Raw genomic sequence first — 23840 nt, 5'->3', positions numbered from 1 at the left:
ACCGGCACCGGCGCAGGCGCCCGCGCCCGCGCCCGCGCGCCGCGCAGTCGAGGCGCCGCCATTGGCGCCGGAGCCCAGACGGGTCCAGCGCGAAAAGAGCGAAACCTACTACGACACCAAGAGCCAGGTCTTCTCGGCGCTCATCGATACGATCGACCTGTCGCAGCTCGCCAAGCTCGACCCCGAAAGCGCGCGCGAGGAAATCCGCGACATCGTCAACGACATCATCGCGATCAAGAATTTCGCGATGTCGATTTCCGAGCAGGAAGAGCTGCTCGAGGATATTTGCAACGACGTGTTGGGCTACGGGCCGCTGGAGCCATTGCTCGCCCGCGACGACATCGCCGACATCATGGTCAACGGCTCCAAGAACGTCTACATCGAGGTCAACGGCAAGGTCGAGCAGACCGGCATTCGTTTCCGCGACAACCAGCAGCTCCTCAACATCTGTCAACGCATCGTCAGCCAGGTTGGCCGCCGTGTCGATGAATCGAGCCCGATCTGCGACGCGCGTCTTCCCGACGGCTCCCGCGTCAACGTCATCGCGCCGCCGCTCGCCATCGACGGCACCGCGCTCACCATCCGCAAGTTCAAGAAAGACAAGCTGACGCTCGATCAGCTAGTCAAGTTCGGCGCCATTTCGCCGCATGGCGCCGAGATCCTCAAGATCATCGGCCGCGTCCGCTGCAACATCGTCATTTCGGGCGGTACCGGCTCGGGCAAGACGACGCTGCTCAACTGCCTGACCAACTATATCGACCGCGAGGAGCGCGTCATTACCTGCGAGGATTCGGCCGAGCTGCAACTGCAGCAGCCGCATGTCGTGCGTCTGGAAACCCGCCCGCCCAATCTCGAAGGCGAGGGTGAGGTAACCATGCGCGACCTGGTCAAGAACTGCCTGCGCATGCGGCCCGAGCGCATCATCGTCGGCGAAGTGCGCGGACCGGAAGTGTTCGACCTTCTGCAGGCGATGAACACCGGCCATGACGGCTCGATGGGAACGATCCACTCGAACAGTCCGCGCGAATGCCTGAACCGTATCGAATCGATGATCGCGATGGGTGGCTACACGCTGCCGCAAAAAACCGTGCGCGAAATCGTCGTCGGTTCCATTGACGTGATCATACAGGCGGCTCGCCTGCGCGATGGATCGCGGCGCATCACCCACATCACCGAGGTGATCGGTATGGAAGGCGATGTCGTCATTACGCAGGACCTCGTCCTCTACAACATCAAGGGCGAGGACGCGAACGGTAGGCTGTTGGGCGAGCATGTGTCGACAGGCATCGGTCGCCCGCATTTCTGGGACCGCGCCCGCTACTATGGCGAGGAACAGCGTCTCGCCAATGCGCTCGAGGCGATGGAGAAACGTGCTGACTGACGAAGGGGCAGGGGCCACGGTCGATGTTCGGAATTGACGCCACCGTATTGGCATTCATCGCGCTCGCCGGCTTCAGTGCCGGCGGGATTGCCTATGCTTTTTTGTTCAATCAGATCAGCGAGGAGAAGCAGGTCGGCAGGCGGCTGGAGACGATCAAGACCGCCGAGACGGATCGTGCCGTCGTCAAGGCCTCGCGCGATCGTGTGGTGGAAGCCGCCAAGCGGCGCAAATCGGTGCAGGACTCGTTGAAGGAACTCGAACAAAAACAAAAGTCCAACCAGCGCATTGTCAAGAAGCCACCGCTGAAAGCCCAGATCCGCCAGGCCGGCATGAAGGTGTCGCTCGAGCGTTTCTATGTCTACTCGGCCGTTTGCGGCGTCGTCTTGACGTTTCTTGCCTATTTCATAGGTGCGCCGCTGCTTGCCTTGCCGGGTGTGCTGCTGGTGGGTGCTCTCGGCCTGCCGCGCTGGTTCGTCTCGTTTTCCCGTGCTCGCCGGGTCAAGGCTTTCCTCAATGAATTCCCGAATGCGCTCGACATCATTGTGCGTGCGGTCAAATCAGGCCTGCCGCTGAACGACGCCATCCGCCTGATCGCCAACGAATCTCCCGAACCCGTCAAGGCCGAATTCCGCCGCATCGTCGATTCGCAGCAGATGGGCCTGTCGATCCCCGACGCCTCGTTGCGCATGGCCGAAACCATGCCATGCACCGAGGCGAGCTTCTTCGGCATCGTCATCCAGATCCAGTCCCAGGCCGGCGGCAACCTTTCGGAGGCGCTTGGCAATCTTTCGCGCGTGCTTCGCGACCGCAAGAAGATGAAGGCCAAGGTCCAGGCGCTGTCCATGGAAGCGAAGGCATCCGCCGTGATCATCGGCGCCCTGCCTTTCATCGTCGGCTTTCTCGTCTACCTGACCAGCCCGAACTACATCATGCCGCTGTTCACCACCAGCGTCGGCAATCTGATCCTCGGCTGTTCGGCCGTCTGGATGTCGATCGGCATCCTGGTGATGCGCAAGATGATGAACTTCGAAGTCTAGGATTGAGAGCGCATGACCGAACACGTCATCGGAACCCTTACCGACCCGGCAATTCTCATTGCCATGCTGGTCGCCATCGCGGTGTTTGCGACCGCCCTCACACTGTTGCCCGCCTTCGGCGGAAACCAGCTCAAGACTCGCATGAGATCCGTTGCGCTGGAGCGTGACGAGTTGCGCGCCAAGCAGCGCGCGCGGCTGGCCGCCGAGGCCGATCGCCGTCGCAAGGGCCTGCGCGAGGAACAATCGATCGGCATGCGCAACATCGTCGATCGCCTCGATCTGAGGCGCGCTTTGGCCGATGAAGGCACGTTGCAGAAGCTGAAAGTGGCGGGCTTTCGCGGCCAAAACCCGCTGACGCGGTTCCTGTTCTTCCGCCTGGTCCTGCCCTTTGTCGGCTTCGCGCTGGCTTCGATATACCTTTTCGTGCTCGGCGGATTGCCCGAGCAGCCGCCTTTGATCAAGGTATTCGTCTGCATCGTCGTCGCCTATGCGGGCTTCTATGCGCCGGTGCTCTATGTCAACAACCGGGCCACCAAGCGCAAGCAGTCGATCCAGATGGCCTGGCCGGACGCGCTCGACCTGATGCTGATCTGCGTCGAGTCGGGCATGTCGGTGGAGGCGGCGCTTCGCAGGGTCGCCGACGAGATCGGCGCACAGTCGGTGGCGCTCGCCGAGGAGTTCATCCTGACCAATGCCGAGCTTTCCTATTTGCAGGAACGCAGGCAGGCTTACGAAAACCTTGCAAGCCGCACCGGCCTGGAATCGGTGAAGTCGGTATCGCAGGCACTGGTCCAGGCCGAACGCTACGGCACGCCGGTGGCACATGCGCTGCGCGTGCTAGCCGCCGAAAGCCGTGACATGCGCATGAACGCCGCCGAGAAGAAGGCGGCGGCCTTGCCGCCCAAGCTCACCGTGCCGATGATCCTGTTCTTCCTGCCGGTGCTGTTCGCCATCATTCTGGGCCCCGCTGGCATCCAGGTGAGCGAGCGCGGCATCTTTGGCGATACGCCGAAAACCAGCAGCCAGTAAGCGACCTGTCGAAGTCAAGGAGAAAGCCGCGCTGCTGACGCCGCGCGGCTTTGATGTCTGGTACATGTCGCGCAAGCTCTCTCAAAAAGCGACGCGCTTCTAAAGCGCACCGCGTTCGACCGGCCTCATGCGACGCGCTTTAGATTCATGTTTTTGTGCATGTCGTTACCGCAAAACCGCTGCACACTTTTGCGCGACATGCATTAGGCGGCTGGATATCGAGGTAGCTGCTATTGTCAGTTGGTGGCAGGCTTTGCCTTGTCCTGGTCCTTGAGCTGGCTCCAGGCATTCTGCTGGGCAAGCATCTGGCGAAGATAGGCCACGTTCGCCTGCGCCTGCTCGGGCGACAGTTCCTGCGAAGCGATCTTCTCGGCCTCGTCGAAACGGCCCTGCAGGCCGACGACCAGCGCCAGGTTCTGGCGGACCCGGCTGTCCGCGTTCGGTTGCTGGGCGGCCGTGCGCATATAGGTTTCAGCCGTGCGCAAATCGCCTTCCAGCACATAGGACATGCCGAGGTTGGAAAGGATCGAGGGCTCGTTCGGCTTGAGGTCGAGCGCCTTGCGGTAATCCTGGCGCGCTTCGTCCTTCTGGCCGAGTTGGTCGAGAATGGCGGCCTCCGCCGATACCAACTTCCAGTCCGGATATTCCGGCGTTTGCGCCCGGCGCACGGCATCGAGTGCCGGCTCGAACTGGCCGTTGGCGGCGAGCGCCTTGCCATAGGCAGCAAGCACGTCGCGGTCCTTTGGCAGGGCGATTGCCAGCTTGCGCATCACCGCCAGAGACTGGTCGGCATCGCCATCCATCTGCAGCGCGGCTGCATAATTCGTCGCGATCCGCTTGTCGCTGGGGTTTTTGGCATAGGATTCGCCAAGTCTGGTTGTTGCGCTATGCAATTCTCCGGCCGACATGGTTTCCAGCGGTTTACCGCTGGACCGCGCGATCGAGCCGGTGGTGAATTTGCTGGTACCGCAGCCGGCGACACTGGCTGCAAGAGCCATCATCAGCGCCGTGGTGATCAGCCGTTTTCCCGTGGCGTGCATCATTCGGTTGCTCGGCATCAACGTCGGCCTCTATCCGTGCGCGTGGCCATTGCGTGGCCGTCTTTCCTCCCAAAGAAATATTCTGTTAACCCTAACGGAGAGTTAAGAAACGCTGACTCGAAAGCCGGAGACCATCCATGCCCGTCGAACTCGTCGAGACGAAACCCAAGAACGCACTGCCGGTGCATCTGGTCGCCAGGGACGGTCTGGAGACAGCGAGCCTTGCGCCGTCTTCGATCGCCTGGGCGAGGGCCAACGGCTTCTCCGGCGAGGCCGGCAGGACGCTCATCGTACCCGGTGAAGGCGGCGCGCTGGCCGGCGCGCTGTTTGGCACTGGCGATGGCGCTCTCGCCATCGGCGCCCTGGCGAGAGCCTTGCCGGAAGGCGACTGGCATTTCGCCTCCGCATTGGCCGAGCCGGAACTCGCGGCGATTGCACTGTTGCTTGGTGGCTATGTCTTCACCCGCTACGGCAAGAAACCGGGCAAGACGCTGCGCTTCGCGTTGTCGCGCGACGCCGATGCGGCGCGTATTCGCCGTATCGCCGACGGCGTCTTCCTGACGCGCGATCTGGTCAACACGCCGACCAGCGATATGGGACCAGACCAGCTGGAGGCGGCAGTTCGGACATTGGCCGCGGCGCACAAGGCCGAAGTGTCGGTGACCAGGGGCGACGATCTGCTGACACAGAATTTTCCCATGATCCACGCGGTCGGCCGTGCATCGGCCGATGCGCCGCGCCTGATCGACATGAACTGGGGACCGAAGAATGCGCCGAAGGTGACACTGGTCGGCAAGGGCGTCTGCTTCGACACCGGCGGCCTCGACATCAAGCCGTCATCCGGCATGCTCTTGATGAAGAAGGACATGGGCGGTGCCGCCAACGTTCTTGGCCTCGCTTCGATGATCATGGCGGCCAGGCTGAAGGTCCGGCTGCGGGTGCTGATCCCGGCGGTCGAGAATTCGATCGCCGGCAACGCCTTCCGGCCCGGCGATGTGCTGGCGAGTCGCAAGGGCATCAGCGTCGAGATCGGCAACACCGACGCCGAGGGGCGGCTGGTGCTGGCGGATGCCCTGGCGCTGGCCGATGACGAGAAACCGCAATTGCTGGTCGACATGGCGACCCTGACGGGGGCCGCGCGCGTCGCGCTCGGTCCCGACCTGCCGCCTTTCTATACCGGCGACGAAGCGCTGGCGTCCGAACTGGCGGCGGCCTCCGTTGCGGTAGAGGATCCGCTGTGGCGCATGCCGCTGTGGAGCCCCTACGACGCAAAGCTGTCGTCGAGGATTGCCGACATCAACAACGTCACCACTGACGGCTTCGCTGGTTCGATCACCGCGGCACTGTTCCTCAAGCGTTTTGTCGAGAAAACGGCCGCCTGGGCGCATTTCGACATCTTCGCCTGGAACCCGTCCGATCGTCCCCATGGTCCGGCCGGCGGCGAAGCGCAAGGCATCCGAGCGCTGGAGAGCGTCATCTCTAAACGCTTTGGCTAATAGCCAACGAAGATTCGCGACTGAAACGGAACCGAAACAATTTGCCGTCATGCTGGCTAGATGTCGATCGCGATGCGTCCGAGCCAGGCCATGCGACTGTGGCAGCAGGTGATGCTGTCGCAGGTGCGCGAGGGCGCGCCTGATCTTACCATGCGCCAGACGGCGATCCTGTTCACCATCTATCTCGATCCACCGCCGCATACCGTGCGCGGGCTGGCCGCACGGCTCAACGTCACCAAGCCGGTCATCACGCGGGCGCTCGATACGATGGGCGCGCTGAAGCTGGTGTCGCGCCATCGCGACGAACTCGACAAGCGCAACGTGCTGGTCAAGCGCACGGTCGAAGGCGCGCTCTTTGTCGAGCGCTTCGGCGATGGTATCATCGCCAGAGCCCAGGAACTGCCCATCTAGGGCAAAGCTCAAACGCCAAGACAAAAACAGACAAGATAGAACAGAGTTGCCAATTTGACCGCCCGTGACGCTCGCCTCCACGCCTTCCGATCCGATCTCGCCGACGCCAGGCTGAAGGGCGAGGTTGCCGCCGAGCGGTTTGTCCCCGGCCGGCCGGCGCGGATCACAGCGTCCGTGGCCGACATACGCAAGGCGCCGCGGCCCGATGCCGGCGTCAACACGCAAGCCCTGTTCGGTGACGATGTCCTCGTCTTCGAGGACGTCGAAGGCTGGGCCTGGATCCAGGCTGAGCGCGACGGTTATGTCGGCTATGTTGCCGACACTGTGCTGGGAGCACGGGATCACACGCCGACCCATGTCGTTTCGGTGCCGCGCACCTTCCTCTATCCCGGCCCGGATTTGCGGTTTCCCATCACTGGACAACTCTCGATGGGATCGGCGGTAACGGTGGCCGGTGCTGCCGAAACGCGCGGCACGCACTATGCGCTGCTGCCATCCGGCGAGGCGATCATATCGGGCCATTTGCGGCCAGTCGGCGAGGCGGCTGACGATTATGTCGCCGTCGCGGAGACGTTTCTCGGGACGCCCTATCTGTGGGGTGGCGCTTCCGGCTTCGGTATCGACTGTTCAGGCCTCGTGCAATTGGCGCTGCGCATGGCCGGCAGGCAAGTGCTGCGCGATTCCGACATGCAGGCGGCAACCATCGGCGAGCCGCTCGACCCCGGCCCGGATTTTGCCGGGCTCAGGCGCGGCGACCTGGTGTTCTGGAAAGGCCATGTCGCTGTCATGACCGATGCCACGACCATGATCCACGCCAACGGCCACACCATGCTGGTCTCGCGCGAGGGGTTCAACGATGCCGTTGCCCGCATCGGCTATCTCTATGGTGGGCCGACGGGATACCGACGGCTTTAGAGCGAATCTTGATCCCCTTTTGTTCCGATTCCGCTTGGCGATTGCGCGCCGTCGCGCTACCTCTGGCGCGTGACAGAGCAGCCGCGCCTTGCCGAACAAAATACCGCCGTGGTCTTGCCGGAGCCATTCGTCAAATGGTTCGCGCAAAAAGGCTGGTCGCCGCGCGTCCATCAGATTGAGTTGCTGGCAAAGGCTCAGGGCGGGCAGTCGGTATTGCTGATCGCGCCGACCGGCGCCGGCAAGACGTTGGCCGGCTTCATGCCGTCATTGACCGAACTGGCCAATCGGCCAAGAAGGAAACCAGGGCAGGCGCATCGCGGCATCCACACGCTCTACATCTCGCCGCTGAAGGCGCTGGCCGTCGATATCGAGCGCAATCTCGGCAAGCCGGTCGAAGAGATCGGACTGGCTATTTCCATCGAGACGCGCACCGGCGACACGCCGGCGCACAAGCGCCAGCGGCAGAAGCTGGCGCCGCCCGACATCCTGCTCACCACGCCCGAGCAACTGGCGTTGTTGATCGCAGCCGGCGACGCCCGGCGGTTCTTCGAGGATCTGCGCTACGTCGTGCTGGACGAACTGCATTCGCTCGTGACCTCGAAGCGCGGGCATCTCCTGGCGCTCGGCCTGGCCCGGCTGCGCTCCTTTGTTCCCGGCCTGCAGATGATAGGCCTGTCGGCGACAGTCGCCGAGCCCGACGAGTTGCGGCGTTGGTTGGTCAGCCAGAATCCTCCGGGCGGCATGTCCGAGTTGATTGTGGTCACGGGGGGCGCCAAGCCCGAAATCTCCATTCTCGATTCGGAAGAGCGTGTGCCGTGGGCCGGCCATTCGGCGCGCTACGCCACGCCGGAGATCTATCGTGAGATCAAGCGCCACAAGACGACCCTGCTTTTCGTCAACACGCGCAGCCAGGCCGAGCTGCTGTTCCAGGAATTATGGCGGGTCAATGAAGACACCTTGCCAATCGCGCTGCATCACGGCTCGCTCGACGTCGCTCAGCGCCGGCGCGTCGAAAAGGCGATGAGCGAGAATGCGCTGCGCGCCATCGTCGCCACCTCGACGCTCGACCTCGGCATCGACTGGGGCGATGTCGATCTGGTCGTGCATGTCGGCGCGCCGAAGGGGGCGAGCCGCCTGGCGCAGCGCATCGGCCGCGCCAACCACCGCATGGACGAGCCGTCCAAGGCGATCCTGATCCCGGCCAATCGTTTCGAGGTGCTGGAGTGCCGGGCGGCGCTCGACGCCAACTATCTCGGGGCCCAGGATACGCCGCCGCTGGTCGATGGCGGACTCGACGTGCTGGCCCAGCATGTGCTGGGCTGCGCCTGCGCGGCCCCGTTTCGTGCCGATGCGCTGTACGAGGAAGTGCGGACCGCAGCGCCCTATGCCAGCCTCGACCGGCCGACATTCGATCGCGTCGTCGATTTCGTTGCCACCGGTGGCTATGCGCTGAAGAACTACGAGCGGTATTCCCGCATCCGCCTCAACAAGGACGGATTTTGGCGGGTGTCCAATCCCCGGGTTGCCCAGCAATACCGACTGAATGTCGGCACCATAATCGAGGTGCCGGCGCTCAACGTGCGTTATGTCAGGGCTGGCAGCAGAGGCTCGGCTTCCCGCGGCGGCCGGGTTCTTGGCAAGATCGAGGAGGCTTTCCTCGAAACGCTGACGCATGGCGACACATTCATGTTCGCTGGCAAGGTGCTGCGCTTCGAGGGCATTCGCGAGAATGAGTGCTTCGTGTCGAACGCGCCTGGCAGCGATGCCAAGGTGCCCTATTACGGTGGCGGCAAGTTTCCGCTTTCGACGTATCTTGCCGAGCAGGTCCGCATCATGCTGGACGACCCGCGGCGATGGAAGAAGCTGCCGGAACAGGTCGCCGACTGGCTGCGTTATCAGGCCGACAAATCGGTGCTGCCCAAACGCGACGATCTGTTGATCGAGACCTTTCCGCGCGGCAACCGGCATTACATGGTCGCCTATCCATTCGAGGGCAGGCTGGCGCACCAGACGCTTGGCATGCTGCTGACACGCCGCCTCGACCGGGCTGGAGCCAGGCCGCTCGGCTTCGTCGCCACCGACTATGCGCTTGCCATATGGTCGCTGGCCGACATGGGCCAAATGTTCACGGCGAAGAAACCATCGCTCGCCGCACTCTTCGATCAGGACATGCTGGGCGACGATCTTGAAGCTTGGCTGGCCGATAGCTGGCTTCTGAAACGAACGTTCCGCAATTGCGCGCTGATCTCGGGACTGATCGAGAAACGCCATCCGGGACAGGAGAAAAGCGGCCGCCAGGTTACCGTGTCGACCGACCTGATCTACGACGTGCTGCGCAGCCATGAACCCGACCACATCCTGCTTCAGGCGACGCGCGCCGATGCCGCCACGGGTCTGCTCGATGTCAGCAGACTTGCAGAGATGCTCTCGCGCATTCAGGGACGAATCGTGCATAGGAATCTCGAACAGATTTCGCCTCTCGCCGTGCCGATCATGCTGGAGATTGGCAAGATGCCGGTGCATGGCGAAGCCGATGAAACGCTGCTGATGGACGCGGCGACACTGGTCGAGGAGGCAATGGGTCCGGGAATGAGTGAAGCATGAACTATTCGCTGGCGCGCGCATCGCTGACCGCCGAGGCCGACATCGTCGGCATCGCCGGCGAACGTGCGGTTTGCGACCCGCGCGGCGTGCTCTATTTTCCGGAGCTTCGGCTTCTCGCCGTCTCGGATCTGCATCTCGAAAAAGGATCGTCCTTTGCCCGGCGCGGCGCGCTGATCCCGCCCTACGACACCGGCGCGACGTTGTTGAGGCTGCAAGCGGTAATCGCTGATTACCAGCCTGCCATTGTCATCAGCCTGGGCGACAGCTTTCACGATGGCGGCGGCGCCGCGCGCATGCACGCAAGCTTCCGCGAAAGGCTGGAAGCACTGATGGCCGGCCGCGACTGGTTCTGGGTTGCCGGCAACCACGATCCGGAGGCGCCCGCCGACCTGCCCGGCGACACCGTGCGCGAACTCGCCATCGGCTCGCTGCTGTTCCGGCATGAACCGTCGAAGATCAGGGTTGAAGGCGAGATCGCAGGCCATTTGCATCCTTGCGCCCGCATCGTGCAACGCGGCCGCTCGGTGCGGCGGCGCTGCTTTGCCGGCGACGGTGGCCGCATGATCATGCCGGCCTTCGGCGCCTATACCGGCTCGCTCAACGTGCTCGACCGCGCCTATGCCGGCCTGTTCCGCCGCGAGAGTCTAATGGCCTATATGCTGGGCGCCGAGCGCATCTTCGCTATTTCCGGCTCGATGCTGCGGCCGGGCTGAAACCTATCTGCCGTAGTATAGCGTAACTGTGTGCTTTGCTTCGGCGAAGAACAGCCAGCGCTCGACCAGCATCCCGGCGAATTGGGCCGCCGCCGCTAGCACCGACAGCACCGCCGCAGCCTGCCAGGGCAGGGCCAACACAATGGCAAGTAGCAGGACAGGCAAGGCGAAAGCCAGCAATTGCGTGATCCGGCGCAGTTTCGCGGCGTGCTTGCGCGCGATGCGAAAGCCCATTTCCTTGAGCAGATAGTTTTCCTCGGTGTGCGGCCATTCCAGCGACCGCACCGTGCCGCCGGCCAAGCCCGTCGCGGTGTTGGCGGTGGTCGGGATTTCCAATCGGTCATTGTGCCGCCAGGTCGCCAGCTTCCAGCCCCAGCCAAGCAAGGTCAGGCAAACCGCCAGAAGGATGTTCGAGCCGACGGCAAAGCCCTGCAGCAGCGCGTTCAGAAGCACGCTGCCGGTCATCGCCGAAAAAATAAGGTAGCCCGGCAAGGTATAGCGGCTGTGCCACTGGGCGATCGGCTTCAGCGACGCATAGATCATGCTGGTGGTGCAGACAGTGACGACCGCGCCGACGGCCGCCAGCAATCCGGCGATGGCCACCCAGCCATCCGTGCGGCCGAGCAGCACCCAGCCTATGCCGAACAGCCCGGCCGGGACAAAGGTGACGACCGACGCAACGCCTTCGCGCGACAGCCAGGAGCTGCGCCATTGCGAGAAGGCGCGCCATGCCCGCTCCGGCCGGCCGAGATGGCCGGTCGAGGACAACAGGCCTGCGGCGATCAGGCCGAGCGCCAGCCCCAGGCCAATGAAGCCGAGCCAGAAATCGGGTGGGATCGCACCGACGCCGGCAAGCACGCCGAGCAGCGCGAGCAGGCCGTAACCGGCGCCCGTGGCGGTGGTGAAAAAAACGACGGAGAAGGCTGGATGCATGAGGCTGGTTGCTGGTCAGTTCGAAAGCATGCGGTCGACCCAGCCGAGGAAACCGCCTTCGGTCCGCACCGGTTCGAGGGCCGGCGCCGGCACCGATGCGGCGCGCGTGGTATGGGCGCGCGGCGGCAGGTACTTGTTGGTCGGGTGATAGCCCATCTCCGGCATCAGGTCGACGCCGCCGCGCTCAGCCACCAGTTGCGACACCGCCGAGGTTGGATCGCCGAGGTCGCCGAAATGCCGGGCACTGGTCGGGCAAGCGGCGACGCAGGCCGGCACGCGGTCCTCCTCGGCCAGATTGTCGTTGTAGATGCGGTCGACGCAGAGCGTGCATTTCTTCATCACACCAACATCGGTGTCGAATTCGCGCGCCCCATAGGGACAGGCCCAGCTGCACAATTTGCAGCCGATGCATTTGTCCTCGTCGATCAGCACGATGCCGTCCGAGGCGCGTTTGTAGGAGGCTCCCGTCGGGCAGACGGTGACGCAGGCCGGCGTCTCGCAATGCAGGCAGGAACGCGGGAAGTTCACCGTGCGCCCACCCATCTCGGTCGTGTGCTCGTAGCTGTGGACGCGGTTGAACCAGACACCGTCGACATTGCCGCCATAGGGGTCGATGTCGGTCAGCGGCGCCATATGGCCGCCGGTGTTCCATTCCTTGCAGGCGGTGACGCAGGCCTGGCAGCCGACGCAGGTGTCGAGATCGATGACCAGGCCAAGCCTTTTGTCGGTGTGGGCGGGAAGGCAGGTCATTCGGCGGCTTCTCTTTTCATGCGGAACTCGGCGCCGAAGCGGAGTATGTCAGGCGAAGGCGCGAAATGCGGCGGCTGGCGGAAACGTTCGAACTGCGGCTCGGTGAAACCGGCTTCCTCGGCCGCACATTTGACGATGCGCACGCGCAGGTCGAACCATGCCGCCTGGCCGGTGACCGGATCGGAATTCGAGTAACGCTTGCCGTTCGCATCGGCAGAGGTCTGGTCGCCGATGATGTGGTTGAGCAGGAAGCCGCGGTTGGATTCCGCCGCATCATCCTTGAGGCCCCAACTGCCGCGCCGCTTGCCGATGGCGTTCCAGGTCCACACCGTGTCGGGATTGACTCCGCCGACCAGCTTGATCTGCCCCTTCACCCGGCCGTTGATGCTCTCGATCCACACCCAGTCGTCGTCGACGAGGCCCAGATTGGCAGCCGTTTTCGCGTGCACGAACAGCCGGTTCTGGCTGGTGATTTGTCTGAGCCAAGCGTTCTGCGAGCCCCAGGAATGATACATGTGCATAGGTCGCTGCGTCAGCGCGTGCAGCGGGTATTTCTGCAGGTCGACCACGGCTTCCTCGAACGGGGCGTACCAGAACGGCAGCGGGTCCATATAGGTCTCGATGCGGCCGCGCTCGCTCGCCGGCGGCTGCACCCGCCCATGGCCGCGCGCCGCAAGGCGGAAGCGTTGCATCGGTTCGGAATAAAGCTGGAAGACGATGGGCTCGGCCTTCGGGATAAAGCCCATCTGCTCGGCGAAGCTGAGGTAGGAGCGGTTGGCCATCTTGTAGTAACGCTGGTCGGCGGCAAAGTCGTGGTGCCAGAAGCCGCCATTGTCGATGTAGCGCTGTAACTGGTCGGGATTGGGATTGCCCTTGCCGATCGAAACACCGTCCTTGCCGCGCCAGCCGGCGAGCGGGCCGACGCCCGGTGCGCGTTCGTGGTTGACGATGTAATCGGCATAGTCGCGATATCTGGCCGAGCCATCCTCGTCGACGAAACCGGGCAGGCCGAGCCGCGCGCCGAGCTCGATCAGCACGGACTGGAACGGCCTGACGTCGCGGTCAGGCTCGACGACGGGATGGCGGATGGCGTCGCCCGGCCCGTCGGCATGGCTGATCGGCCTGTCGAGCAGGCTGATGCAGTCGTGCCTTTCGAGATAGGTCGTGTCGGGAAGCACCAGATCGGCGAACGGCACGGTCTCGGAATAATAGGCATCGGAATAGATGATGAACGGGATCTTGTAGTTGCCGGCCTCGTCCGCGTCGGTCAGCATGGCGATGGTCTCGACGGTGTTCATCGACGAGTTCCAGGCCATGTTCGACATGTACATTAGCAGCGTGTCGATAGGGTAGGGATCGCCCGCCCAGGCGTTGCGGATCACCGTGTGCATCAGGCCGTGCGCGGCGAGCGGCGCGTCCCAGGAATAGGCCTTGTCGATGCGAAGCGGCGCGCCGGCCTCATCGACCAGCAGATCGTCCGGCCCGCAGACGAAGCCGAGCGGCATGCCTTCGAGCGGTGCCATCGGCTGTACATTCCTGCCCGCGGGCTTCGGTCCCGGCGGCGCCGACCGGGGATAGGGCGGCTTGAAGCGGAACCCGCCAGGTACATCCACCGTGCCGAGCAGCACCTGCAACAGGTGGATGGCGCGGCAGGTGTGAAAACCGTTCGAATGGGCCGAGATGCCGCGCATCGCATGCATCGACACCGGCCGCCCCTTGATCGTTTCATGGCGGCGGCCGGCCCAGTCGGTCCAGGCCACCGGCAATTCGATCGTCTGTTCGAAGGCGACATGCGCCAGCTCGGCGGCAATCCGGCGGATCGTCTCAGTGGGAATGCCGCAGCGCTCCGCGACCGCGTCGGGTGCATAGCTTTCGTCGAGGTAACGGTCGGCGATGAGCTGAAACACTGGAACGCAGCGGCGCCCATCCACCGTGAAGCTGCCGGTGAGCGCAGGCTTCGCATTGGTATCGGTTGCCTTGACGTGCGTCTTCGCCACCCTGTCCCAGGCCAGCGAGCTACCGGCGCCGTCGCGCACGAACAGCCCGTCGTCGGCCGCGCCCGGCTCCTGAATGACGAGCTGATGCGCATTGGTGTAGCGCAGCAAATAGTCGAGATCGACGCGGCCGGCCTTCAGCAATTCATGGATCAGGGCGAACACGAACAGGCCGTCGGTGCCGGGCCGGATGCCGATCCAGTCGTCGGCGATGGCGTTGTAGCCGGTGCGGCAGGGATTGATCGAAACGACCTTGGCGCCGCGCGCCTTGAGCTTGCCCAGGCCGATTTTGATCGGATTGGAATCATGGTCCTCGGCGACGCCAAACAGCATGAAGTATTTGGTGTTGTCCCAGTCGGGCTCGCCGAACTCCCAGAACGAGCCGCCGATCGTGTAGAGCCCACCGGCCGCCATGTTGACCGAGCAGAAGCCGCCATGGGCGGCGAAATTCGGCGTGCCGAACTGGCTGGCCCACCAGCCGGTCAGAGATTGCGATTGGTCGCGTCCGGTGAAGAAGGCGAGCTTCTTCGGATCGGTCCGGCGGATGGCCGACAGCCGCTCCGTTGCGATCGAAAAGGCTTCCTCCCACTCGATCTCGCGGAACTCTCCCGAACCACGTGCACCGGTGCGAAGCAGCGGCTTCTTCAGTCGCGCCGGGCTGTAGTGCTGCATGATGCCGGAGCTGCCCTTGCCGCAGATCACGCCGCGATTGACCGGATGGTCCTTGTTGCCATTGATGTAGCGGACCTTGCCGTCCTTGATGTAGACGTCGATGCCGCAGCGGCAGGCGCACATGTAGCAGGTGGTCTTGGCGATGCGGTCGGAGACGTCAGGCGAAGTGTTGACGCCGTCGCCCTCATCGGGCGCGCGCGTGTCGGCGAGCGGCCGTTGGGACGGTGCGGAATTGGCGCCGCGCGGCGGTCCTTGGGTCATGATCTGCTTTTGTCGTCCGAGTATTTGGCTCGTGTCTTTGGCCCGGGTCCACGCATGTAATGTTCTTCCGGGTGATAGCCGTCGCCCGCGAGCCGCCGCCGCAGGCTGCGGGTCCAACTGGCAAACAGCGATTTGAACCGCCCTATCAATTTCTAGCCCTTGCCGCTTGGCTGCGATTTTTTTCCAACTTCGGCCAGAAATTTAGAACAAAGCAATCGATCTGTCTAATAACTTGCTCTTGTAATTCCAATCGATTTTGCTTCTTAATCAGGGGCATGACCCTGGACCAGTTGCGCATCTTCGTCGCCGTCGCCGAGCGTGGCCATGTGACCAAGGCGGCCGAGCTTTTGGGCATCTCCCAATCGGCGGCGTCGGCCGCCATCCGCTCGCTCGAGCAGCAGCATGGCGTCCGGCTGTTCAACCGCGTCGGCCGCAACATCGAGCTTGCCCAGACCGGGCTCCGGTTCCTGCCGGAGGCCAAGGCCGTGCTCGAGCGCGCCGCCGCCGCAAGCAACGTGCTGGAACATGTCTCACAGACGATTACTGGGAGCCTGTCCATCGCCGCCAGCCAGACCATCGCCAGCTACTGGCTGCCGCGCCGGCTGGCCTCTTTCCATGAGGCCTATCCCGCCGTCAGGCTTAGCGTCACCATCGGTAATACGAGACAGGTCGAGACCCACGTTCTCGATGGCACGGCGGATTTCGGCCTGGTCGAGGGGCGCACCGAATCCGACGTGTTGCGGCGCGCCAAGGTCGATGTCGACAGGCTGCTGCTGGTCGTGGCCCGATCCCATCCAAAGATCGCTGCGCCGCCGCACGGCCCCCCTGATATCAGGGAACTGCGCTGGATCATCCGCGAAGCCGGCTCAGGCACGCGCGAGGTGCTGGAGGATCTGGCGCGCCGCCAGGCGGTCTCGCTCGCCGACCTCCAGATATTCCTGGTCCTGCCGAGCAACGAGGCGATCCGCCAGGCGGTCGAGGCCGGCGCCGGGGCGACCATCATCTCGGAGCTTGTCGTCGCCGGCGCAATAGCCGAAGGCAGCCTGCGCTCGGTGCCGATCGACCTGCCGCGGCGCGACTTCGCCATCATCACCCATCGCGACCGGCAGGCAAGCCTCGCCCAGATGGCGCTCAGGACGCATCTTGTTGCGAAGCCCAAGGCGTAAGCGGATCAGCCAAATTTCCGCTGGGCGTCCAACGCCAACCCAAGCCCCACCGAACCGAACATGTCGCCCTCGATGACGGACGCCTGCGGCACCAGCGCCAGGATATTCTGTCTCGCCAGCGGGATCGCCGTCGAGCCGCCGGTCAGGAACACCGCGGTGATGTCGGACGGCTTCACCCGGGCATCCCTGATGGTCTGTTCGACCGTGGCCGTCACCTGCCCGATATCTCGCGCGATGGTTGCCTCCAGCCCGGCGCGCGTGATTTCGGCCGCGAATTCCACGCCCGGCAGCCCAACCGCGACCTGCGCCGACAATTGCTCGGTCAGCTCGATCTTGGCCCGTTCGACCAAAGCGGCCAGCGCGTGCCCGTAGCGGTGCTCGACGACATGAATGAAGCGGTCGACCAGGTCGGCGCGTTCCGCCTCGTAGCGGATCTGCCTGAGATGCGACATCGCCCTGGCGGTGTAGACGAGGTTGATGCGCTGCCATGTCGCCAGGTCGATGAAGTAACTGGCCGGCAGATTGCGCTTGCCGTCCTTGGTTGGCGTCAAATAGCCGAGCTCGGGCATAACATGGGCGATGCTCAGCAGCCGGTCGAAGTCGGTGCCGCCGATATGGATGCCGCGGCTGGCCAGGATATCGTCCTTGCGGTCGAGCGAGCGGGCGCGCTGCGGCGAGACCCGCACGATCGAGAAGTCGGACGTGCCGCCACCCATGTCGACAATCAGCGCCAGTTCTTCCCGCGTCACCTTCTGCTCATAGTCAAGCGCCGCGGCGATCGGCTCGAATTGGAAGGCGATATGCGTAAAGCCTTGGGCGCGGGCGGCGTTTTCAAGTTCGCCCTGCGCCTTCGCATCGGCTTGCGGATCGTCGTCGACGAACTGCACCGGACGGCCGAGCACCACACTCTCGACCGTCTCGCCGGCATCCTCCTCCAGCCGCTTCTTCAGATGGCTGACGAACAGTCCGACGATCTCCATGAAGCCGATCGACCGCGCCTTGATGCGCGTCTTTTCGTGAGCAAGCGAACTGCCGAGCACGCTCTTCAACGAGCGCATCAGCCGGCCCTCGATACTGTCGGTGTAGTCGGCAATCGCGCGGCGGCCGAAATAAGTGTAACCGTCCTCGAAGTTGAAAAACACGGCACTTGGCAAGGTGGGCTGTCCGCCCTCGAGGGGCACCAGCCGTGGCCGGCCGTCGTGGATGACCCCGACGGTGGAATTGGACGTGCCGAAGTCGATACCGCCGAATGCCGGTCGCATGGTCGCTCCCTGTCATGGCTTCTCGGCAAAGAACCAGCGGCGTCGGAAGACGCGCCGTGGTCCGGAGGACCGGACCGTTCTGCCGAACTGATTTGTGCGTGTTTACCCGTGGGCTGGGAGGCGGCGGTCTATCGCAAGATCGCGGAAAGGGAAACCCCTCTCCCCGGGAAAATGGTTTTCCATTTTCCCGAGGCGTCAATCCTTGCGGAAGACGAGCCTTCCGAGCCAACCCGTCAGCATGGCCAGCGATACGGCGAAGACGCCGTAGAGGAAGGAATAGTCGTGCGCGACGCGGAAGATCGACTGTTCGAAGCCGGACTTGCGGATTTCGAGCTGGGCAGAGCTTTCCTTGACGAACAGGCCGCTCTTGAACAGGAAGGCGCGGGCCTTGTGGGTGCCGACCGGAACGTTGGGAGCAAGCCTGACGGTGGCGCGAAACAGGTTCTGCGACAGAAACTGCACGCCGCCGACATTCTCGCTGTAGAGGCCGGTCGCCGTCTTGCGTTCACGCAGCGCCGCGGTGAACTCCTGGATCGTCGCCGGACTGTCGCCGGCGTCGGCCGGCTGCATGTAGAGGTTGGAGGCGCCGAGCGACAATTGCTTGTAGCTGTTCGGGTCGGTGACGTCCTGCAGCGGCCGCGTCGTCGCCACCGAATAGGACACCGGCACGTTCTCGAAGGTCTCGGATTCCAGATTGATCCAGATGCCCAGCACCCGGTCCTTGCGGCGCACCACGACGGGCCGGGCCGGGCCTTCCAGAACGACGATGACATCGTAGCGCCCCTGGCGCGCGACAAGCGGGTCGGCGTTTTCCAGCGAGCCGAAAATGGTGAGGTCGGCGCCGGAAAAGCCAGCGGTGATCGAGACATTGTCGGTGGACAGGCCGATCTGGATGTTTTCGGTCGGTGGCGTCTGCGCCAACGCCGGCAACGCGGCGACGACCGAGAGCGTCAGCCAGACAGCGGCAACGAACCCCCTCGCGCCTGCCATCAGCCCAGATCCACGCCGGTGAGCGAATAGCGGTTGGGCGGCGTCACGAACAGGTCGATGGCAAGCCGGATCGCTACCGCCAGCACCAGCAGCGCCAGCAGCGCCCGGAGCTGTTCGCCACGCAGCCTCTGGCCGGCCTTGGCGCCATATTGCGCGCCGGCGACGCCGCCCGCCATCAACAGGAAGGCGAGCATGACGTCGACCGTCTGGTTGGTGGTGGCATGGACCAGCGTGGTGTAGGCCGAGGTGAAAATGATCTGGAACAGCGAGGTGCCGATGACGACGTTGGTCGGCACTTTCAAGAGGTAGATCAGCGCCGGCACCATGATGAAGCCGCCGCCGACGCCCATGATCGACGACAGGAAGCCGATGCCGGCGCCCAGTCCAAGCACCGGGATGACGCTGACGAACAGCTTCGAGGCCCTGAAGCGCATCTTCAGCGGCAAGCGGTGGATCCAGTTGTGCTGGCCGGGTTTCTTCAGCAACGGGGCGGCGCCACCGCGGGTGGCGCGCAGTGCATTGACGCTCTCGACCAGCATCAGCCCGCCGACAGTGCCGAGCAGCACGACATAGAGCAGCGAGATGAACAGGTCGAGCTGGCCGAGCCGGCGCAGGAACCCGAAGACGAAGATGCCGGCGGTGGAGCCGACGATGCCGCCCGCCAACAGCACCCCGCCGAGCTTGAAGTCGAGCGTCCCGCGTTTCACATGCGACAATGCGCCGGAGAAGGAGGAGGCAATGACCTGGTTGGCGCCGGTGGCGACCGCGATCGCAGGCGGAATGTTGTAGAAGATCAGCAGCGGCGTGATGAGGAAGCCGCCGCCCACCCCGAACATGCCCGACAGGAAACCCACCGCCGCGCCCATGGCCAGCAGCACGAAGACGTTGACGGAAATTTCCGCGATCGGGAGATAGATGCCCACCCGTCAGTCTCGATCAATATGCCTGTCGGCGAATGCAACCGTTGCGGGCATCTTGCGCCAAAAAAGCTAAATTGTTCTTGCGCCGGCCGGACGGCGAAGTCAAACCTCGCCGCGCCGCCGAAACAAAAAACAACTCAATCAGTTAACAGGCAAATGTGTGGCAAGGGCATCGTGTAAACGACGCATCTGCCGTTATTTGCGCGCCAGCAGCGCCTTGACCAGCTTTTCGTCGACCGTACCGGTCGCCTTCATCTTGTTGTCGGTCTGGAAAGCCATGATCGCGGTCTTGGTTTTCCCGCCCATCACGCCGTCGGCGTTGCCAGCCTCATAGCCGTTCTTGTTGAGGATGCGCTGGATGTTCTGAACCGCCTTTTTCATGTCGACGCTGGCGGTGGTCTGGGGCGTGCCGTCCTGCCAGGATTCTGGAATGTCGGCCGAATTCGCCGCCGGATCGAGCGGCTTTGCCTTCCACAGTTCGGCGGCGGCGCGTGCGCGTTCCAACTGCTCGGGCCTGAGCGCGTTGGCGATCTCGTCGCGCTTTGCCGCCGCGTCCTTGTCGCCGGTCTTGGCGACGAGCGCGAACCATTTGTACGATTCTTCGAGGTTCTGCTTCATCCCGACGCCTTTCGCCGCCAGGATGCCGAGATTGAACTGGCTGTCCTTGACGCCGAGATCGGCGGCGGCCTGGAACCACTTGGCAGCCGATTCATTGTCGGTCACGCCGTCCGCCGCCATGGCGAAGAGCACGGCCAGATTATGCATGGCGCTGGCGTTGCCCTGTTCCGCGGCCAGCTGGTACCAGGTCTTCGACTTCTTGACGTCGCGCGCGACGCCCACGCCCTTCTCGTAGAAATTGCCGATGCGGTACTCCGCCGGGGCGAAGCCGAGTTCGGCTGATTTCTCGTACCATTTGGCGGCCGCGGCCATGTCTTCCTTGACGCCGCGCGATTCGGCATAGCGCGAGCCGATCTCGAACAACGCCTTGGCATCGCCGCCGGCCGCCGCGTCGCGCAACGCCGCCGGGCCGGCATCGGCCGGTATGTCGATCTTGGCAATGGCTGGCGTCGTCGAAGCATCCGCGGGCGCAACCGCGCCGGTCATGTCCTGGGCGCTCGGCGTGTTCGCCGGCGCAGTGGCCATTGGCTCGGCAGTGGTGGGTTCCGCGGATGCCGAGGCAATCGCTTCTGGCGACGCGGCCATCGGATCAGGCGACGCCGCCGATGCCATTGGAGCAGGAGCCGTGGGAGCAGGGGCGGGCTCTGCGGACACGGAGTCCATCGGGGTTTCGGCTTTGGTCGGCGCGTAGAGAGCGGTCTGCGCCGTCATATCGTCCTTGGTCAGGGATGCGGATGGCTCTGCCTGCCTGACAGTACGGTCCGGCTCGCTGTCCCGATCTGCGATTTGCGCAGCCGTCTTCGGCTCGCTGGTGGCGCCGACCGACGCGGTTTCCACCGGCTGCGCCGCCACGATCGGCGCCGCATCGTTGCTGGCCACTTCGACGGGGTCGGAGAAAAAGGCCTTGCCCAACTGCTGTCCGGAAATCGCCAGCAAGATGGCGGTTGTCCCCATCAAGAGCGGCTTGCGCCGCTTCTTGAGCAGGTCGCCGATTCTGAGCGCCTTGACCGGGCCGCTCTTCGTCGACTGCCGCTTGAGAACCTCAGCCTCGGCGGCGGCGGCCTGTGCCGCTCGTCTGGCCGCCGCGATGAAATCCGACTTCGCCGTATCGGTGTCGCCGGTCCTGGCCGCCGGTCCGCGCTCATCACGAACGCGCTTCATGATGGCATTGAGGTCGGGTGCGCCGGAGCCTGGCTCCAGCGGCCGGTTGGCAAGCTTGGGGTCGAGCGGCTCGTCAAGGTCGACGCTTGGTATCTCGACACCAGGCTCCGATCCGGCAAGCGGCGGAATGTCCGCCTCCTTCTTGCCCTTGAAGGCGCGCGCCAGTCCACCGAACATCGACTTGCGGCCGCCGGCCGGTTCGTCCGTCTCCGGCAGTGTGTCGGAGCCAAGCGCGGCCATGGCCGCCGCGGCCGCGGCTTCGGCCGGTGTGCGCTGGTTTGGTCCGTTGCGCATGATGGCAGCGGCACGGCTCTCGAGTTCGGCCATGTCACCCATCAGCGGCAGTGGCTGGTCGATATCCATGGACGGCGCGGCCTGAACGGTCATCTTCGCCCGCCGCCCGCCGCGCCAGCTGTCCTGATCGGCCGGTTGTACATTCAGAAGTTCGCTGACCGCGTCGGTCGGCTCACTGGTTTCCAGCGACCCCAGCCGGTCGACGATCTTGAGCAGCGTGTCGTGGATGGCCTCGAAGGTTCGCGAATTGCGCTCGTCGGAACGGCGCGTCAGTGCTTCGAGCGTCTTCAGATCCTGGGCGAGCCCTGAAACGGCCGCGGTGTTGGCGCTGGAGCCGGCCAGCGAACTGACGGCGTTCTCGGCTGCCTCGCGCGCCGCGGTGAGGATGGAATCGCGGGTTCCAGCCAGCGACTTCTCGATTTCGTTGAGGCGCGGGCTGATGTCCTCGAATTCCGGCAGTGGTGTGCCGGGTTTCGAAAGATGGGCCGACAGGCCCGCGACCTGCGCTTCCAGGCTGCGGATCAGCGCCGGGTCGATGCCGGCGACTTGCGCCGCCGACGAATCCAGCCGGTGAGAGATATCTTCCAGCCGGCTTTCCAGGCCACGGATCGCTGCCTCGCCGGCGGGATCGGGAGCGCGCGTTTCCATGCGCTTGACGAGCGCGGTGAAGCGGGCGTCGATGGCGTCCATGATGCCGGCACTGTCGACCTGCGACGTGCGCTGGTCCAGCCGGTCGGCGACTTCGTCCAGCCGGCGCTCAAGATCGCGAAACAGCATGTTTCCCTGTTCGATGGCGTCGCCCTGGCGCCGCTCCATCATGCCCGACAGCACATCGAAGCGCTGTTCGAGGCCCTGGAAAATATATTCGGCGTCCGGCATGGCCGGCGCCCGGTCGATCTTGTCGGCAATGAGCGCGATCTGATTGCCGAGACGCTCCATCGCCTGCTCCGGCAGATTGGCGCGGCCGGCGAGATCGTCGACCCGGCTCGACAGCATGTTGAGCTGGTCGATCACCTGATTGCCAGGCCGGTCCTGCGCGACTTCCTCGATCTGCTGGGCAAGCGAGGCGATCCGCTTCTCGATGCGTTCGAAGGGTTCCGGATCGAATGAATTGGCCTGCGCTGCAACGGTCGAGGCGACGATGGCGCGGGAAATCTCGTCCAGCCGCTCGTCGATCATGCCGAATGTGCCGGTGCTGCGATTGTCCTGCTGGCTGGCGAAATGATCGACGGCGCCGGCAAGCGTGCGGACTTTGTCTTCGAGCGAACGCAGCGACAGCGATTCCGGCAGATTGTTGACGGCATTGCTGATCTGTTCGAGCCGGTCGGTCAGCATTGCAAGGCCGGGCGCATCCGATCGCTTCTGCTGATCGGCATCGACACGATCTTCGAAAGCGCTCCAGCGGCGGTCGAATTCGTCCCAGCGGCGGCCGACCGCCTGAACGCTCTCCTCGCGCGCCAGCGTATCGAGCGCGGCCTTGACCTGCTCCAGTTCAAGACGAAGCATGTTGACGCTTCTGTCGTCGCTCTTTTCGGCCAGCGTCTGGATGGCGCCGGAAAGCCGCTCGAACTCGACGCCGAGTTCGGCGCTGCCTTTGCCGCCTCCCGACCGGCCGCCCGGCTGAGCGCTTGCCTGGAAGGCCCGCTCGATATCCTTGCGCAGCGCCTCGAACTCACGTTGCAAGCCGACGGTCATCTGGTGGCGCAGTTCTTCACGCAAGCCGCGCAATTCGCCGGCGATCTTGCCGACCACGGCGACGCCGTCCTCCTGGCCGCGCACGCGGTCGATATCTCGGGCGATCGCCTGGTAATTCTGGTCGAAGGCGGCCGGCGCCGGATCTTTCGGCCGCTGCTGCGCGGGGCGCGGCTCCTCATGCCAGCGCTGCTGGCCATAGGGTTCGGCGCTGGCATAGCGCGGCTCCGCGGCCGGCCGGCGTGGATCGGGACGCACATTTGCGTCCTCGCGCGTGCGCTCCAGCCGCTGCTCCAGCGTTTCCAGGGAACGGTTGAGCTCCTCAAGCGTGGTATGCGGCCGGCGCTGCCTGCCGGCGTTGAGTGTATCGAGATAGGACCGCTTGCTGTTCATCAATGCGCCCGTTTCAGAATTGCTGGCTTATGGCCAGTTTCCCAAAGTCCTGCCGGGAACGAGGCGACCGAGCGGTTTTGCTGCGGTGGAAGGCGAACTTCCCGGGAT

At 64.1% G+C, this 23840-nt stretch carries 17 protein-coding genes; 9 read left to right on the top strand and 8 right to left on the bottom strand.

Going from position 1 to position 23840, the window contains the following annotated elements; translation table 11 throughout:
- From C9427_RS28285 to C9427_RS28275, 3 genes are all read left to right on the top strand, one after another.
- A partial coding sequence (locus C9427_RS28285) for a TadA family conjugal transfer-associated ATPase (protein ID WP_107652318.1) occupies window positions 1–1381 on the top strand: 1381 nt, incomplete at its 5' end.
- A gap of 23 nt (window positions 1382–1404) precedes the next feature.
- Entirely contained in the window at window positions 1405–2418 is a 1014-nt protein-coding gene (locus C9427_RS28280) for a type II secretion system F family protein (protein ID WP_107652317.1), read from the top strand.
- 12 nt (window positions 2419–2430) lie between these two features.
- Entirely contained in the window at window positions 2431–3447 is a 1017-nt protein-coding gene (locus C9427_RS28275; RefSeq protein ID WP_107652316.1) for a type II secretion system F family protein, read from the top strand.
- A gap of 236 nt (window positions 3448–3683) precedes the next feature.
- Here the strand turns inward: C9427_RS28275 and C9427_RS28270 are convergent, their stop codons facing one another.
- On the bottom strand, window positions 3684–4490 hold the full coding sequence (locus C9427_RS28270; protein ID WP_425351686.1) for a tetratricopeptide repeat protein: 807 nt from the start codon (window positions 4488–4490) through the stop codon (window positions 3684–3686).
- 134 nt (window positions 4491–4624) lie between these two features.
- Between C9427_RS28270 and C9427_RS28265 the strand changes: the two genes are divergently transcribed.
- From C9427_RS28265 to pdeM, 5 genes are all read left to right on the top strand, one after another.
- Window positions 4625–5983: a leucyl aminopeptidase family protein gene (locus C9427_RS28265; RefSeq protein ID WP_107652314.1), complete on the top strand. Its 1359-nt coding sequence runs from the start codon at window positions 4625–4627 to the stop codon at window positions 5981–5983.
- Window positions 5984–6043: 60 nt separating this feature from the next.
- The gene (locus tag C9427_RS28260; RefSeq protein WP_097574413.1) at window positions 6044–6394 is read left to right on the top strand and encodes a MarR family winged helix-turn-helix transcriptional regulator; all 351 of its coding nucleotides are present in this window, start codon (window positions 6044–6046) and stop codon (window positions 6392–6394) included.
- A 54-nt stretch (window positions 6395–6448) separates the two neighbouring features.
- Window positions 6449–7309 (top strand): C40 family peptidase, encoded by an 861-nt coding sequence (locus C9427_RS28255; protein WP_107652313.1) that lies wholly within the window; start codon window positions 6449–6451, stop codon window positions 7307–7309.
- Window positions 7310–7378: 69 nt separating this feature from the next.
- On the top strand, window positions 7379–9913 hold the full coding sequence (locus C9427_RS28250; RefSeq protein WP_107652312.1) for a ligase-associated DNA damage response DEXH box helicase: 2535 nt from the start codon (window positions 7379–7381) through the stop codon (window positions 9911–9913).
- A complete protein-coding gene (gene pdeM, locus C9427_RS28245) occupies window positions 9910–10626 on the top strand; it encodes a ligase-associated DNA damage response endonuclease PdeM (protein WP_107652311.1) in 717 nt (238 codons plus the stop codon). Before C9427_RS28250 ends, pdeM begins: the two co-directional genes overlap by 4 nt.
- Before the next feature lie 3 nt (window positions 10627–10629).
- Here the strand turns inward: pdeM and C9427_RS28240 are convergent, their stop codons facing one another.
- From C9427_RS28240 to C9427_RS28230, 3 genes are read right to left on the bottom strand one after another with little or no spacing between them, the layout of a single operon-like run.
- Window positions 10630–11559: a dimethyl sulfoxide reductase anchor subunit family protein gene (locus tag C9427_RS28240; RefSeq protein WP_107652310.1), complete on the bottom strand. Its 930-nt coding sequence runs from the start codon at window positions 11557–11559 to the stop codon at window positions 10630–10632.
- 15 nt (window positions 11560–11574) lie between these two features.
- A complete protein-coding gene (locus C9427_RS28235) occupies window positions 11575–12309 on the bottom strand; it encodes a 4Fe-4S dicluster domain-containing protein (RefSeq protein ID WP_107652309.1) in 735 nt (244 codons plus the stop codon).
- Entirely contained in the window at window positions 12306–15236 is a 2931-nt protein-coding gene (locus C9427_RS28230) for a molybdopterin oxidoreductase family protein (RefSeq protein WP_107652308.1), read from the bottom strand. The genes C9427_RS28235 and C9427_RS28230 overlap by 4 nt, the downstream gene beginning before the upstream one ends.
- Before the next feature lie 275 nt (window positions 15237–15511).
- Here C9427_RS28230 and C9427_RS28225 point away from each other — a divergent pair, with 275 nt between their 5' ends.
- A complete protein-coding gene (locus C9427_RS28225) occupies window positions 15512–16402 on the top strand; it encodes a LysR family transcriptional regulator (RefSeq protein WP_107652307.1) in 891 nt (296 codons plus the stop codon).
- 5 nt (window positions 16403–16407) lie between these two features.
- On the opposite strand, the gene C9427_RS28220 is transcribed toward C9427_RS28225, so the two are convergent.
- From C9427_RS28220 to C9427_RS28205, 4 genes are all read right to left on the bottom strand, one after another.
- On the bottom strand, window positions 16408–17664 hold the full coding sequence (locus C9427_RS28220; RefSeq protein ID WP_107652306.1) for an Hsp70 family protein: 1257 nt from the start codon (window positions 17662–17664) through the stop codon (window positions 16408–16410).
- A 195-nt stretch (window positions 17665–17859) separates the two neighbouring features.
- The gene (locus tag C9427_RS28215) at window positions 17860–18654 is read right to left on the bottom strand and encodes a TIGR02186 family protein (protein ID WP_107652305.1); all 795 of its coding nucleotides are present in this window, start codon (window positions 18652–18654) and stop codon (window positions 17860–17862) included.
- Window positions 18654–19577, bottom strand: coding sequence for a sulfite exporter TauE/SafE family protein (locus C9427_RS28210; protein WP_107652304.1), 924 nt, complete (start codon window positions 19575–19577; stop codon window positions 18654–18656). The genes C9427_RS28215 and C9427_RS28210 overlap by 1 nt, the downstream gene beginning before the upstream one ends.
- Window positions 19578–19769: 192 nt before the next feature.
- Window positions 19770–23732 carry a peptidoglycan-binding protein gene (locus C9427_RS28205; RefSeq protein WP_107652303.1) on the bottom strand — a complete coding sequence of 1321 codons (3963 nt, stop codon included), beginning with the start codon at window positions 23730–23732 and terminating at the stop codon, window positions 19770–19772.
- Window positions 23733–23840 lie beyond the last annotated feature (108 nt).

It is taken from the genome of Mesorhizobium helmanticense (assembly GCF_003034915.1).
GTDB lineage: Bacteria > Pseudomonadota > Alphaproteobacteria > Rhizobiales > Rhizobiaceae > Mesorhizobium > Mesorhizobium helmanticense.
This window is presented reverse-complemented; position numbering and strand designations above follow the sequence as displayed.

Bases quoted from the DNA above. Each gene is read 5' to 3' on its own strand.
- C9427_RS28280 (WP_107652317.1), top strand. From the start codon at position 1,405: ATGTTCGGAATTGACGCCACCGTATTGGCATTCATCGCGCTCGCCGGC.
- C9427_RS28275 (WP_107652316.1), top strand. From the start codon at position 2,431: ATGACCGAACACGTCATCGGAACCCTTACCGACCCGGCAATTCTCATT.
- C9427_RS28270 (WP_425351686.1), bottom strand. From the start codon at position 4,490: ATGATGCACGCCACGGGAAAACGGCTGATCACCACGGCGCTGATGATG.
- C9427_RS28265 (WP_107652314.1), top strand. From the start codon at position 4,625: ATGCCCGTCGAACTCGTCGAGACGAAACCCAAGAACGCACTGCCGGTG.
- C9427_RS28260 (WP_097574413.1), top strand. From the start codon at position 6,044: ATGTCGATCGCGATGCGTCCGAGCCAGGCCATGCGACTGTGGCAGCAG.
- pdeM (WP_107652311.1), top strand. From the start codon at position 9,910: ATGAACTATTCGCTGGCGCGCGCATCGCTGACCGCCGAGGCCGACATC.
- C9427_RS28240 (WP_107652310.1), bottom strand. From the start codon at position 11,559: ATGCATCCAGCCTTCTCCGTCGTTTTTTTCACCACCGCCACGGGCGCC.
- C9427_RS28235 (WP_107652309.1), bottom strand. From the start codon at position 12,309: ATGACCTGCCTTCCCGCCCACACCGACAAAAGGCTTGGCCTGGTCATC.
- C9427_RS28230 (WP_107652308.1), bottom strand. From the start codon at position 15,236: ATGACCCAAGGACCGCCGCGCGGCGCCAATTCCGCACCGTCCCAACGG.
- C9427_RS28225 (WP_107652307.1), top strand. From the start codon at position 15,512: ATGACCCTGGACCAGTTGCGCATCTTCGTCGCCGTCGCCGAGCGTGGC.
- C9427_RS28220 (WP_107652306.1), bottom strand. From the start codon at position 17,664: ATGCGACCGGCATTCGGCGGTATCGACTTCGGCACGTCCAATTCCACC.
- C9427_RS28215 (WP_107652305.1), bottom strand. From the start codon at position 18,654: ATGGCAGGCGCGAGGGGGTTCGTTGCCGCTGTCTGGCTGACGCTCTCG.
- C9427_RS28205 (WP_107652303.1), bottom strand. From the start codon at position 23,732: ATGAACAGCAAGCGGTCCTATCTCGATACACTCAACGCCGGCAGGCAG.